Annotated in this window: 11 protein-coding genes; all 11 read left to right on the top strand. The window is 66.2% G+C overall.

Annotated elements, in window-relative coordinates:
* Positions 1 to 167 precede the first annotated feature (167 nt).
* The 11 genes from ABT24_RS13780 to ABT24_RS13730 all read left to right on the top strand — a co-directional run bounded on the left by ABT24_RS13780 (position 168) and on the right by ABT24_RS13730 (position 13,438).
* Positions 168 to 455 carry a hypothetical protein gene (locus tag ABT24_RS13780; protein WP_276730955.1) on the top strand — a complete coding sequence of 96 codons (288 nt, stop codon included), beginning with the start codon at positions 168 to 170 and terminating at the stop codon, positions 453 to 455.
* A 6-nt stretch (positions 456 to 461) separates the two neighbouring features.
* Entirely contained in the window at positions 462 to 1,406 is a 945-nt protein-coding gene (locus ABT24_RS13775) for a cation diffusion facilitator family transporter (protein WP_286738069.1), read from the top strand.
* Positions 1,406 to 2,650 carry a hypothetical protein gene (locus ABT24_RS13770; RefSeq protein WP_286738066.1) on the top strand — a complete coding sequence of 415 codons (1,245 nt, stop codon included), beginning with the start codon at positions 1,406 to 1,408 and terminating at the stop codon, positions 2,648 to 2,650. The genes ABT24_RS13775 and ABT24_RS13770 overlap by 1 nt, the downstream gene beginning before the upstream one ends.
* A gap of 1 nt (position 2,651) precedes the next feature.
* The gene (locus tag ABT24_RS13765; protein ID WP_276730964.1) at positions 2,652 to 5,234 is read left to right on the top strand and encodes a cation-translocating P-type ATPase; all 2,583 of its coding nucleotides are present in this window, start codon (positions 2,652 to 2,654) and stop codon (positions 5,232 to 5,234) included.
* Positions 5,235 to 5,348: 114 nt separating this feature from the next.
* Positions 5,349 to 5,786 carry an OsmC family protein gene (locus ABT24_RS13760; RefSeq protein WP_276730966.1) on the top strand — a complete coding sequence of 146 codons (438 nt, stop codon included), beginning with the start codon at positions 5,349 to 5,351 and terminating at the stop codon, positions 5,784 to 5,786.
* A complete protein-coding gene (locus ABT24_RS13755; protein WP_276730969.1) occupies positions 5,783 to 7,198 on the top strand; it encodes a TolC family protein in 1,416 nt (471 codons plus the stop codon). Before ABT24_RS13760 ends, ABT24_RS13755 begins: the two co-directional genes overlap by 4 nt.
* Positions 7,195 to 8,373: an efflux RND transporter periplasmic adaptor subunit gene (locus ABT24_RS13750; protein ID WP_276730972.1), complete on the top strand. Its 1,179-nt coding sequence runs from the start codon at positions 7,195 to 7,197 to the stop codon at positions 8,371 to 8,373. Before ABT24_RS13755 ends, ABT24_RS13750 begins: the two co-directional genes overlap by 4 nt.
* Positions 8,370 to 11,492 carry an efflux RND transporter permease subunit gene (locus ABT24_RS13745; RefSeq protein WP_276730974.1) on the top strand — a complete coding sequence of 1,041 codons (3,123 nt, stop codon included), beginning with the start codon at positions 8,370 to 8,372 and terminating at the stop codon, positions 11,490 to 11,492. The genes ABT24_RS13750 and ABT24_RS13745 overlap by 4 nt, the downstream gene beginning before the upstream one ends.
* Before the next feature lie 143 nt (positions 11,493 to 11,635).
* A complete protein-coding gene (locus ABT24_RS13740) occupies positions 11,636 to 12,034 on the top strand; it encodes a rhodanese-like domain-containing protein (RefSeq protein WP_276730976.1) in 399 nt (132 codons plus the stop codon).
* A 52-nt stretch (positions 12,035 to 12,086) separates the two neighbouring features.
* Complete coding sequence (locus ABT24_RS13735; protein WP_276730978.1) at positions 12,087 to 12,836, top strand: sulfite exporter TauE/SafE family protein; 750 nt, start codon at positions 12,087 to 12,089, stop codon at positions 12,834 to 12,836.
* A complete protein-coding gene (locus tag ABT24_RS13730; RefSeq protein ID WP_064971661.1) occupies positions 12,833 to 13,438 on the top strand; it encodes a hypothetical protein in 606 nt (201 codons plus the stop codon). The genes ABT24_RS13735 and ABT24_RS13730 overlap by 4 nt, the downstream gene beginning before the upstream one ends.
* The last annotated feature ends 184 nt before the right edge of the window (positions 13,439 to 13,622 follow it).

Genomic DNA, 13,622 nt, shown 5'->3' with positions numbered 1-13,622 from the left:
CGGCACGCCGCTGCACGAACTGTGGCTGCGCGACCCCAGCGGCTATCTGCTGGAGGTCTATGCCCGGCTTACCGATGCTGAACTGGCGCAGATGCCCGCCGATCAAGAGCCTGTGTTTCTGCTCGACTGACGCCCTTGCCCGAGCTTGATCGCGATAACATCGGCTCATGACTTGCGCCATCGGCTCCCACGACTGTCCCATCCGGTTCGAGATTCTCGGCTCCGGCCTCGATGCGGAAAAACTCAAACGCCGTCTGTCCTGCGCACTCGGCGGCCTGGGGTGGCGAGCGCAGATTCGGCTGCAAGCGGATGCGCATCGGGCCCTTGACCTGGGCGCCACCCGCGACCCGGTTCTGCTGGCCGACGGGGTTCTGTTTGCGCAGGGACTGCCGCGCACAGAAGAACTCGAAGCGCTTCTGCGGGGGCGCATCGGCATGCCCCCCGATTTCACCTGAACGACCATGAGCCGCGACCACGCTCACGCGCATCACGACCTACCGCAGGACTTCGGCGCCCGATTCGCCCTGGGCATCGGCCTGAACATCGCCTTCGTCGTGATCGAGGCGTTCTATGGCTGGCGCGCGGGATCGTTGGCGCTGCTGGCCGATGCGGGGCACAACCTGGGCGATGTCGGCGGACTGGCGCTGGGCTGGGCCGGGCTGGCGGCGGGTCGGCTGCACGCCAGCGACCGCCACACCTATGGTTGGCAGCGTGCGTCCATCCTGGCCAGCTTCCTCAATGCCGTCCTGCTGCTGGTGCTCATGGGCGGGCTGGCGCTCGAAGCGTTCCAGCGCCTGGCGCATTCCGGCGGGGTCGATGAATGGCCGGTGCTGATCGTGGCTGCGGTCGGGATTCTGATCAACGGCGCCACGGCGTGGCTGTTCGCCTCGGGCGCCCAAAGCGATCTGAACCTCCGGGGTGCCTTCCTGCACATGGCGGCGGACGCGCTGGTGTCGCTGGGCGTGGTCATCAGCGCGGTCGTGGTTCTGGCAACAGGCTGGATGTGGCTGGACCCGGCCATTTCCCTGGTCATCGTCGCCGTGGTGGTGTGGGGAACCTGGTCGCTGTTCTCGCAATCGCTGCACCTGATGTTCGACGGCGTGCCGCGCGAAGTCGATCTGCCGGCGGTGCGCGGTCGGCTGCTCGGGCTGGAAGGCGTCCTGGCGCTGCACGATCTGCATGTCTGGGCGCTGTCCACCTCGAAGGTCAGTCTGACCGCGCATCTCGTGGTGCGCCAAGGCGTCGATTCCGCCGTGCTGCTCGCGCGCGCCGAACACATGCTGCATGACGCGTTCGACATCACCCATGTCACGCTGCAACTGGAAACCGAGGCTTTCGCCGCGCATTGCGCGCTGGCCGCCGCAGCCTCAGCCTGCCCGGGAAGCGCCGCGCCGGGCCCAGCGTGATGGACCGCCCGGCGACGGCAGCTCGCTCGTCCGTTGCTGCGGTGGATGCGGAACTGAGCCTGCCCGGCTTCGCGCTGCTGTTTTCCACCTCCCTGCTGCCTGGCGTCACACGGCTGAACGCACGGCCTGCAGGTTTCGCCCCGCTGCCCGAACCTGGCGCGTCGCAGCTGGCGCAATGGCGTGATGCCGCGCAGGCGCATGTGCTCGGCCCGGCGTTTCTCCAGGCAGCGCGGCTGAGTCGGACCGATCTCGGTCGAATCGCGTTACCGCAAGCCGCGCCGGAGGCGCCGCGCCATGCCGACATCGCCCTGCTCACCCATGTCGCTGGGGTGGCCGTGTGGGAAGTCTGGCTTCCCGCACCGAGCCAGCCTTTCGACGCACAGCGCTGGACCGACTGGCTCGACCCGGACGCACACGACAGCCCGGCTGCGCTGGTCTGGCGCCAACTCGCGCCGCTGAACCAGGCCATCTCCGGCCGCGCCAACTTTAGCGCCTACCTGCCGCTGTCGGTGATCCGCCTGCCTGGCGCCGTACTCGACGGTTGGCTGACGGAGCATGCCGAACAGGTGATCGCCCTGCTGTGGCGTGATCGACTGAGTCGCGCCCTCAAGCCCGAGGTGGTGGGAGGCGAACTCGCGCGCGACACCTGCGCCCGCGTTGGCGGCATCACCCTGATCGGACGCCGCAGCGCGCTCGATCTGCACGACCGCCGCGACGACAGCGTCGCGCAGGCGCAGGCACTGGACCTGCCCCCCAGGAGCACGCTGCCCTTTCTCATCACCCTGGAGCTGCTGTGCATCGAGCGCGCCGTTCTGCAAGGTCTGTACGACCGCTTGACCCACGCGGGGCCGCACTCCATCGACGATTTGCTCGCGCTGAAAAAGGAGGTGATGGACGGACTGGAGGAGTTCTACGGCGCCACGCTGGCAAGTACGCGCTTCAATGACGTCGTCGCCGAGCAAGGTGAGACGGTGCTGGGCATTACCGATCTGTTCGATGCCGTGACCGATCGGCTCGACCTGGTGAGCTTCACCCTCACCACCGAATACCAGCAACGCATGACCGCGCTGCAATTCTGGCTCACCGTGGTGTTCGGCGCTACCGAGATCGGCTTTATCGCCACGAGCATCGCCACTTGGTACTACCGCAGCGGGCTGGGAGTGGTGCTGGCATGGACCGTGGGCGCGGCCGTGGTGTCGGGCGGGGTGCTCGTCGCCCTGCTGCGGCGCAGATTGAGGGATTGATATGGCATCCGATAAACCCCGAACGGTCGCAGGGCAAGATCGGGCCGACCCGATGCCAGCGGGTCTGAGCACCGTCGAAGCCGCGGCGCGTCTGACGCGCGACGGCCCGAACCTGCTGCCCGGCGCCACGCCCAAGTCTGCCTGGGCCATCGTGCTCGGCGTGCTGCGCGAACCGATGTTCCTCATGCTGCTGGCCGCGGGCGGCATCTACCTGCTCTTGGGCGACAAGGGCGAGGCGTTGTTTCTGCTCGGCTTTGTATTCGTGGTGATCGGCATCACGCTGGCGCAGGAGCGCAAGACGCAACGCGCGCTCGAATCCCTGCGCGATCTCTCCGCGCCGCGTGCACTGGTGATCCGCGACGGCCGCGAACAACGCATCGCCGGGCGCGACGTGGTGGTGGGCGACCTGCTGGTGCTGCATGAAGGCGACCGCATTCCTGCCGATGCCCAGTTGGTGAGCGGTCAGGTCGATGTGGACGAATCGCTGCTCACCGGCGAGGCCGTGCCGGTGAGCAAACTGCCCGACCCAGTCGTGCATCCCGCCACCGCGACGGATAAAGACCATCCCGCGGCGCTGTTCGCCAGCACCGTGGTCACCAAGGGCGTTGGCCAAGCGGTGGTGGTGGCCACCGGCGCGCGCACGGCGGTGGGCGGCATCGGCGCGGCGCTGGCGAATACGGCCGAGGTCGACTCCGGCCTGCAGCGCGCCTCGGCCAAGCTGATCCGTAATCTCACCCTGATTGCGCTCGCACTCGCCCTGTCGCTGGTGTTGTTGAACTGGCTGTGGGACGGGCGCACGCTGCTGGAAAGCCTGCTGTCGGGTATCGCGCTGGCGATGGCCATTCTGCCCGAGGAAATCCCGGTCATCCTCACCGTGTTCCTCGCGCTGGGGGCGTGGCGGCTATCCAAAAGCAAGGTGCTCACCCGTCGCGTGCCGGCGGTCGAGGCGCTCGGCGCGATTACCGTGCTGGCGGTAGACAAGACCGGCACGCTGACGCAGAACCGCATGCAGGTGGCCGAACTCATCGCCGACGAGGAGCACTTTGACGCTGACAGCGCCGATCTGCCCGAGATCTTCCACACCCTGGTCGAGTTCGCCCTACTCGCCACGCCGCTCGATCCTTTCGACCCCATGGAGAAGGCCATTCAGGCTTTCGGTCATGCGCGGCTGACCGGCACCGAGCATGTGCACGACGACCGCAGCCCTACTCGTCAATACGATCTCGCCCCCGACATTCTGGCCATGACTCGGGTGTTCGCCACCACCCGACCCGAGGAGTACACGCTGGCCACCAAGGGCGCGCCCGAGGCGGTGACCGACCTCTGCCATCTGCCCGCGCCCGAACGTGCGGCCATCGCGCGCGAGGTTGAGGCCATGGCCGCTCGCGGCCTGCGCGTGCTGGGCGTGGCGCGCGGTACCTGGCAGGCGCCGACGGAAGGCGCGCCCTGGCCCGCCAGCCAGCATGACTTTGACTTTGTGTTTCTAGGCCTGATCGGCCTGATCGACCCGCCGCGCCCCGAGGTGCCTGCGGCCATCGCCGAATGCCGCGCCGCCGGGGTGCGCATTGTGATGATGACCGGCGACCATCCCGCCACTGCGCGCGCCATCGCCGCGCAGGTGGGGCTCTCGGAGCGCGCCGAGGTTGTTACCGGCCCGGAAATCGTCGGTATGGACGAGGCCACGCTGCGCGAGCGGCTGCGCCGCGTCGATGTCTGCGCCCGCCTCGCCCCCGAGCACAAACTGCGGCTGGTGCGCGCGCTGCAGGCCGATGGCCAGGTGGTGGCTATGACCGGCGACGGCGTCAACGATGCCCCGGCGCTGAAGGCGGCGGACGTCGGCATCGCCATGGGCGAGCGCGGCACCGATGTGGCGCGCGAGGCCGCTGCGCTGGTGCTGCTCGACGACAGCTTTGCCAGCATCGTGCAGGCCATTCGGGGCGGTCGGCGGATTTTCGACAACATCACCAAGGCCACGCGCTTTGTGTTCGCGGTGCACATGCCCATCATTGCGCTGGCATTGCTACCCGCGCTGCTGCACTGGCCGGTGCTGCTGCTACCGGTGCACATCGTGCTGCTGGAACTACTCATCGATCCGGCCTGCTCCATCGTGTTCGAGGCGGAACCGGCCGCGGCCGATGTGATGCAGCGTCCACCGCGTCCGTTGACGGCCAGCCCCTTCACCCTGAACAACATCGGTTTCGCCCTCCTGCAGGGGCTGGGAATTGCCGCCGTGCTGCTGGCCGGGCATGCGCTGCTACAACATTACACCGACTGGCCTGAGGCCGATCTGCGCCTAGCGGTGTTCACCGCGCTGGTGCTGGCGCTGTTCCTGCTGATTCTGGCGAATCGCGATCTGCATCATGCGGCGGTGTTCAACCTGCGCAGTGACAACCCGTGGCTGGCGCGGATGTTCGCGGCAGTGGCGGCAGTGCTCGCAGCTGTACTGCTGATTCCGGGATTGCGGGACGTCATGGGCTTTGCCAGCGTGAGCCTGCCGCCGATGATCGCCGCACTCGGCTTGCTGCTGCTGTGCGGGCTGTGGCTGCAGGGCTTGCGTTTGGCTTGGGGACGGCGTCTGGTTTGACCCACGGATGAGCGCAAGCTGACCGGGATCAAGGTTTTCTCGATCAGGGTGCATCCTTTCACCCCGTGCATCGTCTTCTCTGCACAAGACAAACCAGAACCCCTGGAGGTTTCCATGCTCACCTATGACGTGACGCTCGACCGCCTCGATGCTCACGGCGCGCAGGCGCGTTGCAAAGACGCGTGCATCGCGATCGATTCGGCGCTCGACGGCCGCTTGGACGCGTTCAGTCCCGCCGAGTTGCTGCTCGCCGCGGTGGGCGCGTGCATGCTCAAGAACATCGAGCGCGTTGCGCCCATTCTCAAATTCCGCTTTCGCGGAGTGCACATCGCCGTGCACGGCGAGCGGCAGGACGCACCGCCGAAAATGGCGCGAATCACTTACCGCATCGTCGTCGATACCGACGAGAACGACCACCACCTCGCCTTGTTGCACCGAAATGTTCAGCAGTTCGGCACGGTGTACAACACGGTCGCGGGAGGTACATCTCTCGAAGGCCGCATCGAACGCGGCAGTCTGCCCCCGCCCCAGCCCTGTGCCGATCCATCATGAAGCGAAATTTTCCGCACCAGCCCACGCGGCTGCGCACTCTTGCCGCGCTCGTTTTCCTTTCTGCGGCCCAGGCATCACTGGCGCAGCAGCCTCCTGCGACGCAGGCGTCAAGCCCTGCCGTTGCGCTAACGGGCGCCGCCGCTGCCGCAGCCTCGGCGCCCGCGTCCGATCTGGCTGCGGTGTTGCAGACCATCGCCGCACGCTCCCCCGACGTGCTCGCCGCCCAGGCCGCCAAAGCGCAGGCCGATGCGCAGGTACAGCAGGCGCGCGCGGCCTGGTTCGGCAAGGTTGATGCCTACGCCACGAGCCAGCACTACAACGACCCGCGGCTGACTCGCGCGATCACCCTGCCGCCCAATGTGGCGGCTTACCCCTTTTCGGCAGACCAGTTCGGTTATGGCTTGAACGCGCAGTTGCCCATCGATCTCAGCGGTCAGATTGCCGCCGAGGTCGATGCCGCGCGCGCCCGTGCCGCCGGTGCGCAGTGGAGCGCCGCCGATATGCGGCTGCGCGCGTTGTTGCAAGGCGCCACGCTCTACCGCAATCTGCAGGCGCTGGCCGGGCAGCGGCAGGCGCTGGACAGGCAGTTGCAGTCGCTCAAAACGAGTGAGCGCGTAGCCGAGGCGGGGCTCAAGGTGGGCAATATCGCCCGCGTCGATCTGCTGCGGGTGCAGGCGGCGGTGGCTGCGGTGCAGGCACAGATCGCCGGGGCGGATGGCCAGGAACGCAAGGTGCGCGCACAGCTCGCCGCGTTGATGGGCGTACCCAGCTTCGACGCTGCGGCGCTGGCGCCCGATTCCGGGCCGACGCACTTTCCAGCCAACGGCAATGTGCTGCCCCCGTCGATCCAAACGGCGCAAAGCGCGTTGCAGGCCAGCCAGGACAAAGTGCGCGCGGCGCAGCGCGCCATGCTGCCGCAGTTCGCCGCCACCGGCGGCTGGAACCGTAACGCGGTGCATTGGGACAATCGCCCGGTGGACACTTGGCAGTTCAACCTCGGCGTGACCTTCAATCTCTGGTCGGGCGGGGCGCAGACCGCCGCCGTGGATGCCGCGCAGGCCGCAGCCAACCAGGCGCAGCAACAACTTCAGGCCGCGCAAGACAATCTGCGCGCCGCGCGTGACGGCGCGGTAGCGCTGTGGAACTCGCAGGATCAGTCGTGGCGTGCCGCCGAATCGGGCTTGCGCGCTGCAGCCGAGAGCGCCCGCATCGAGCAAGACCGCTTCAAGCACGGCCTGGGTTCGGCCACCGATCTGATCGCCGCCGAAGCCGCGCTGGCTTCGGCCCGCGCCAGCGTCGCCAGCGCCCTGGCCGGCTGGTGGCAGGCCGATGACGCCCTGCGCTACGCCTATGGCGAGCGGCCCGCCGCATTGCAAGCCGTCGATTCCACCTCTTCGAGCACTCAGCCATGAATACCTCAGTCAAATCCTCCGCCGTCAAACCTAAGCGCAAACCCTGGTACTTGCTGCCCATCCCCATCCTGCTGATTGCGGGCGGGTTGTGGCTGCACTTTCACCGTCTGCATCAGGCCGATGCCAGCCCGCCCGCCGCGGCCACGCCTTGGGCGGTGCAAACCGGCGCAGTCCAGCACGGCACCGTGGCCGCGAGCTTGCAAAGCGTGGCCACCGTCGAAGCGCCCAACACCATCACGCTGGCGCCGCAGATTCAGGGCACTGTGACCTTCATCGGCCCGCGCGCCGGGGTGGCGGTCAAGCGTGGGGAGGTCTTGGTGCGCATCGACGCGAGGCAGATCGCGAGCAATATCGGGGCGCTCTCGCAACAACGCATCGCCGCACGCGCCAACGCCGACTATGCCGCCAAACAGCAGGCACGTATCGACGCGGTGCTGGCTGAAGGCGGGGTGAGCCAGGCGCAGGCGGATCAGGCGCGCACTGCCACCGACGCCGCTCGCGCTTCGGTGCAGGCACTGTCCGATCAGATCACCGCGCTGCAAGTGCAACTCGGTTATGCCGAGCTGCGCGCACCGCAGGACGCGGTGGTGGCGCAGCGGCTGGTCGAGGTGGGCGACACCGCCGCGCCCGGCAAGCCGGTGTATCAACTCACCGCCGGCAAAGGCGCCATCGTGCGCGTAAGCCTGCCGTCCGACCAGCTCACGCAGGTGAAGGTGGGCGACACCTTGCGCCTCGCCCAGGGTGGGCAGACGCTGGATCTACCCATCAGCCGCATCGCCCCGGCGGTCAACGCCGCAGGGCTCGGCACGGTCGAGGCCGATGCGCCCAGCAGCCCCTTCGGCCTGCCCAGCGGCAGCAGCGTGGCGGCGAGCATCGAACTTCGCTCACAAGCCGCCGCGACGCTGACCGTGCCGGTGGCCGCGGTGATCGGCAGTGGCGATCAGGCGCATGTGCTGGCGTTCACGCCGGGCGCCCAGGCGGGCGAGCCCGGGCGGCTGCGCATCGTGCCGGTCAAGGTCTTGCAGGAAGGCGCAAACCGCGCCGCAGTCAGCGGGTCGCTCAAGCCCGGTGAGTCGGTGGTGGTCGGCCAGACGGCCGTGCTGGCGCAAATGCGCGATGGCGACGCGGCGGTAACGACTGCGGTGTCCACGGCGGCAGCAGGAGCGGCGCAATGAACTTCATGCAACGCCTGCTCGGCAGGCCGCACGCCATCATTGCCATCGCCCTGCTGGTGGTGGTCGCGGGCATCGCGGCGTACTTCACCATGCCGATGAACCTGTTCCCGGACAGTAACCGGCCGATGATCACCGTGGTCACGCAATGGCCGGGCGCCGAGGCCAGCGATGTGGAACAGGACATTACCCACCCGATCGAAACCCAACTCTCGGCCATCGACGGCGTGCGTCGCGTCACCTCCGTGTCGCGCGACCAGGTCTCAGCGGTGACGGTGGAATTCGAATACGGCAACGACATCAACATCGCAGCGACCAAGGTGCTCACCGAGCTCAAGCGGGTCGAGTCCAGCCTGCCCGCGGGCTCGCGCGCGCCGGTAATCTTCCGCATCACCAACGCGGCGCAGCCGGTGACGGTGCTGGCGCTCACCCCGGCACCGCAGTCCAACCTCGGTTTGAGCGAGGTGCGACGCATTGCCGAAAACCAATTACGCGACCGGCTGCTGCGCATTCCCGGCGTGGCCGAGGTCGAGGTGTTCGGCGGGCATGAACGGCAGGCGCAGGTCGATCTCGACCGCAGTGCGCTCGCCTCGCATCACTTGAATGTGGCGCAAGTCGCCGCAGCGCTGGCGGCGAGCAATATCACCGCGCCGCAGGGCTTGGTACACCGGGACGGCTATCGCTTTTTGCTCACGCTCAACAGCCTGGCGCACAACCCGCAGCAACTGGCTGAGGTGCAGGTGCCGGTCTCGGGCGGCGGTTTTGTGCGCGTGGGCGATCTGGGCAAGGTGGGCTGGGGCGATGCCGACCCGACCTCGCTCTATCGCGGCAACGGCAAGGAAGCTATCGCGGTCTCCTTGCTGCGCGGCGACAACGGCTATGCCGCGACCACCGCGCGCGCCATCGACGCCGAACTGCCCAAGATCGAGGCGCAGTTTCCGATGCTCCACATCGCGCAGTCCGACGGCCAGTTGCGCCTGATTGATCTCACCGTGGAGAACATGCTCGGCGCGCTGCGCGACGCGCTGATCATGACGGTGCTCGTGATCCTGCTGTTCCTCGCCGACACCCGCGCGGCCTTCATCACCGCGCTGTCGCTCCCGTTCACCTATCTGCTCACCTTTTTGGTGATGAAGCTGATCGGCTACGAGTTCGACATGATCACCCTCACCGCCATCATCATCGCGGTAGGGCTGCTGGCGGACGATGCCATCGTGGTGATCGAAAACATCGAACGGCGCATGCGCGAGCACGGCGAATCAGGGTTTGCGGTGGCGGCAAACGGCACGCAGGAGGTGATGCTGGCGGTGCTCTCCGGCACCCTTGCCAACGCCGTGGTGCTGCTGCCCATCGTGTTCATCGGCGGCTTCGTGCAGACCGTGCTGCGGCCGCTGTCGGTGAGCCTGATGGTGGCGCTGGCCGCCTCGTTCATTGTCGCGGTCACCATCATCCCGCTGCTCACGCCCTGGCTGCTCAAGCCCGGCGCGCGCGATCCGTTGCGCAAGCCGCTGTCCTACTTCGACCGCTGGGTCATCCAACCGCTCAAGCGCTTTTATGCCGCCACTGTGGGCTGGGCACTGGAACACCCCAAGCGCGTGCTGTTCATTGCTCTGGTGCTCACGGTCGTTTCGCTGCGGCAGTTGCCGGTGGTCGGCCGCGAACTCATGCCGCTGATGGACTCCGGCATTAGCCAGATCAGCTTCGAGACGCAGCCCGACACGGACGCCGCCCAGATGCAGCACATCGCCAAGCAGGTCGACGCCGCGATTCGCGCCTCGGTCAAACCGGACTGGCTGCTTTCCACTTCCACCGTGGTCGGCGCCGAGCCGCAGGACAAATCCTTCGGTGCAGCGCGCATTTTCTCGCAGGGCATGACCACGGTGAATCTGGTCGACCGTTTCCATCGCGATGAGACCATTTTCCAGATCAACAAGGTCATTCAAGACAAGGTGCGCGCCATTCCCGGCGTGATCGACGCCAACGCCGTGGTCTATGGCGCCACGCCCTTGTCGTCGATTCGCGGCACGGTGGACTTGATGGTCAGCGGCCCCGACTGGCGGGTGCTCGACCAGATCGCCGGCGAGATCGAGCAGCGGCTGGCCAAGGTCGGCGGGCTGACCGGCTTCGAGCGCTCCTGGCAGGGCGATTCCAAGCGCCTGCAGCTCGACGTGGACGCGGCCAGGGCGTCGAACTACGGCCTGACGCCCGGCGCCATCGCCCAGCAGGTCGCCGCGCAGGTCAACGGCATCCCCGGCGGCAGCCTGCGGGTCGAAGGCGAAAACAGCATTCCGGTGTGGGTACGGCTGCGGGCTGACGAACGCTCCAGTCCGGCGGCGATTGCGGCGCTCAACCTCACCACGCCGAATGGTGCCATCGTGCCGCTGGCACAAGTGGCCACGGTCAAGACCGTTTATGCGCCCACGTCTTATACCCACCAGAACCTGTTGCGCACAGTGGATGTGATCGGTTACCGCCGTAACATCGCGGTGACTGCGCTCGACGAACATGTGACCGAAGCGCTCAAGGGCCTGCAACTGCCGCGCGGCTACACGATCTCGGACGAAGGTGAAATGAAGGAAATGAACGAATCCTTCACCCGGCTGGGGCAGTCGCTGGCATTCGGCATCGTGCTGCTGGCCGTGGTGTTGGTGATTGCGTTCCGCTCCTTCATCACGCCGATCGCCATTCTGGTGACCTTGCCGTTGGCGGTGATCGGTGCCGCCTGGGCGATGCTCATTGCCGACAAGCATGGCTGCATGCCCTCATTCATGGGGCTGATCCTGCTCATGGGCATCATCGTCAAAAACGGCATTCTGCTGGTGGACTTCGCGCAGGAGGCGCTGGGCCGTGGCGTGCCGCTCAAGCAGGCCATTCTGCAAGCGGTCGATCTGCGCACCCGACCGATTCTGATGACCGCCACAGCCGCCGCGGTGGGCATGATCCCGGTAGCCTTCGAATGGGCGGTGGGGCTGGAACGGCTGTCGCCGCTGGCCGTGGTGGCCATCGGTGGGCTGATCGTCGGCACCTTCCTCACCCTGCTGATCGTGCCGGTGCTGCTGTTCCTGCTGCTCAAGCGGCGCTATCCCGAAAACAACACCACACCGGCCGTCCCGAGCGCCTGATGCCCCGATAAACAAGATGTGCGCATGAATCGCCCCGTTCGCGCCTTGGCCGTCGTGGCGCCTTCGAAGCCTCAACCTCGGGAGGGATGACTGCCAGCCCAACGGGGCAACGCGCTCTCACCGATTCCGCCTAGCCTACTGCCATGCCCCTGTCTCAATCCTTTGCCGCCTACCTTCGCCGCTTCGATTACGCCGAGCGCCAGGCGATGAAAATCGGCGTGGCCGAGGCCCTCGACCTGTATGCCGCGGGCAAAGCGCAACTCGTCGATATCCGCTTCGCCGAGGAATATGCCGCCTGGCATCTCGGCCTCGGCCTGCACATTCCGCTCGACTCGCTGCCTGACCGCCTGCACGAACTCGACCGCAGCAAGCTCATCATCACCCTCTGCCCGCATTACGACCGGGCCGAGATCGCGCGCCTGTTCCTCACGCTGGAGGGTTTTCAGTCGCGTTATCTCAATGAGGGCATGCTCGGACTGGTCGATGCCCTGCGCGGCGACAAGGCGCGCGATCTGATGCGCCGCCTGTCTGGGCAGTCATGAAGCGCCGCGCCCGCGCCTTCATCCCCCCGATTTTCGCCAGGCGCGTATCGCCATGAGTGCCCTCATCATGCATGACGCCCTGTACTTCGCGCTGACGCTGGCGCTGTCCACCCTGTTTGCCATGGGCGGCGTGGGGGCTGCGGTCGCTTTGGTCCCCACCTTCGGCATGCTGGGCATGGCGCTGGATCTGGCCAAGGCCATCGGGCTGTTCGTCAATTCGGTCTCGACCATGTCCGCCTCGGTGATGAACGCGGCCCGCGGCGTACTCGACATCCGCTTTGCGCTGCCTCTGGCCGTCTCGATGATGATTGCCACTCCGCTCGGAGCCTGGATGAGCCGAGACGTGCCGCAACACGTCATCGAGTGGGTGCTGGCCGGGTTCATGATCGTCAGCGCCGCTTTGCTGTTGTTTTTCAAGCGCCAGCCCAAGGCGGCGTACGACCGGGTCTGGGTGCTGATCGCGCTCGGCGTCGGCGTGGGCTGGGTGTCCGGGCTGATCGGCGTGGGCGGGGGTTCGCCCATTCTCGCAGTGTTGGTGCTGCTGGGGTTTGACGCCAAAAAGGCCGCCTACGCGGTGAGTTTTTCTATTCCCTTTGCCACACTGGGCGGGTTTTTTACCTATCTGAGTTTTGCCAATATGGACTGGTCGCTGCTCGCTGTGGTGAGCGTGGCTGCCGCCTTGGGCGGGGTGATCGGCGGGCGCATCATGACCTACCGCCTGTCGTCCGGCGGGGTGAAAAAACTCATCGCCGGTTTGTTGCTGATTCTTGCGGCCAAAATGATTTGGAACCTCTTGCGATGACCTCCTTGCAACCGCTCAAAAAACAAGCCCGCCATGCCGCGGACTCCAGGTTGCAGCTCATCCCGGTGTTGCCTTTCATCATTCCGTTGATGCTCGCCCCGCTGTTGCTGGCGTGGGGGTGGAAAGAGCAATATCCCGCGCATTTCGCCACCCATCGTGAAGACATTCTGTTTGGATTTTTGATCTACATCGTGATCGTGCGGTTTTTCCTGCTTGATCTGATGTTGTTCTATGTCTCGCGCAAACGGCGCTCGATGCATCTGGATCTGCTCAACATCGTCTTTCTCTATCTTGAGATCACGGCGGTCACGCTGCTTTATTTCGCGCTGTTGTACGAACTGTTCGGCGTGTTCGATCTGTTCCGCTACAACGGCGCGGAAGAAGTGCAACACATGCTGCTCATGCAGCCGCACAGCCTGCGCGTGGCGCTCTACATCTCGATGGAGCTGTTCACCACCCTGGGCTTGGGCGACTGGATTCCGCGCACCCTCAACGCCATGCTCGCAGCCGGAATCGAGTCGCTGCTCGGTTTCGTCCAGGGCGGGGTGTTTTTCGCCGTGCTGATCTACGCCCATCAGGATCGCGGGGCGTCGGCGAAGTGAGTTCCGCACAGCAGGTCGGCGTTGCTGGATCGGTGTTGGGAGCGTGGCCCGCTGCGGTTCGTGCGGCCATCGGCGCCAGGCCCAGGGTCATTCCCATTCAGCCTGGCATTGCGTCCTGAACGGCCTGTCCGCAGACCATGCCGCAAAGCGAATTGGCCAAGGTATTGTTCAAGTGATAGAGAAC

It is taken from the genome of Thiomonas sp. SCN 64-16 (genome assembly GCF_001725585.1).
In the GTDB taxonomy this organism is placed as follows: domain Bacteria; phylum Pseudomonadota; class Gammaproteobacteria; order Burkholderiales; family Burkholderiaceae_C; genus Thiomonas; species Thiomonas arsenitoxydans.
Note: the sequence above shows the minus strand (reverse complement) of the source record. Positions and strands in the feature narration are given on the sequence as shown.

Excerpts from the sequence above, each read along its gene's own strand:
- ABT24_RS13755 (WP_276730969.1), top strand. The coding sequence starts at position 5,783 with ATGAAGCGAAATTTTCCGCACCAGCCCACGCGGCTGCGCACTCTTGCC.
- ABT24_RS13750 (WP_276730972.1), top strand. The coding sequence starts at position 7,195 with ATGAATACCTCAGTCAAATCCTCCGCCGTCAAACCTAAGCGCAAACCC.
- ABT24_RS13770 (WP_286738066.1), top strand. The coding sequence starts at position 1,406 with ATGGACCGCCCGGCGACGGCAGCTCGCTCGTCCGTTGCTGCGGTGGAT.
- ABT24_RS13740 (WP_276730976.1), top strand. The coding sequence starts at position 11,636 with ATGCCCCTGTCTCAATCCTTTGCCGCCTACCTTCGCCGCTTCGATTAC.
- ABT24_RS13735 (WP_276730978.1), top strand. The coding sequence starts at position 12,087 with ATGAGTGCCCTCATCATGCATGACGCCCTGTACTTCGCGCTGACGCTG.
- ABT24_RS13730 (WP_064971661.1), top strand. The coding sequence starts at position 12,833 with ATGACCTCCTTGCAACCGCTCAAAAAACAAGCCCGCCATGCCGCGGAC.
- ABT24_RS13760 (WP_276730966.1), top strand. The coding sequence starts at position 5,349 with ATGCTCACCTATGACGTGACGCTCGACCGCCTCGATGCTCACGGCGCG.
- ABT24_RS13765 (WP_276730964.1), top strand. The coding sequence starts at position 2,652 with ATGGCATCCGATAAACCCCGAACGGTCGCAGGGCAAGATCGGGCCGAC.
- ABT24_RS13745 (WP_276730974.1), top strand. The coding sequence starts at position 8,370 with ATGAACTTCATGCAACGCCTGCTCGGCAGGCCGCACGCCATCATTGCC.
- ABT24_RS13780 (WP_276730955.1), top strand. The coding sequence starts at position 168 with ATGACTTGCGCCATCGGCTCCCACGACTGTCCCATCCGGTTCGAGATT.
- ABT24_RS13775 (WP_286738069.1), top strand. The coding sequence starts at position 462 with ATGAGCCGCGACCACGCTCACGCGCATCACGACCTACCGCAGGACTTC.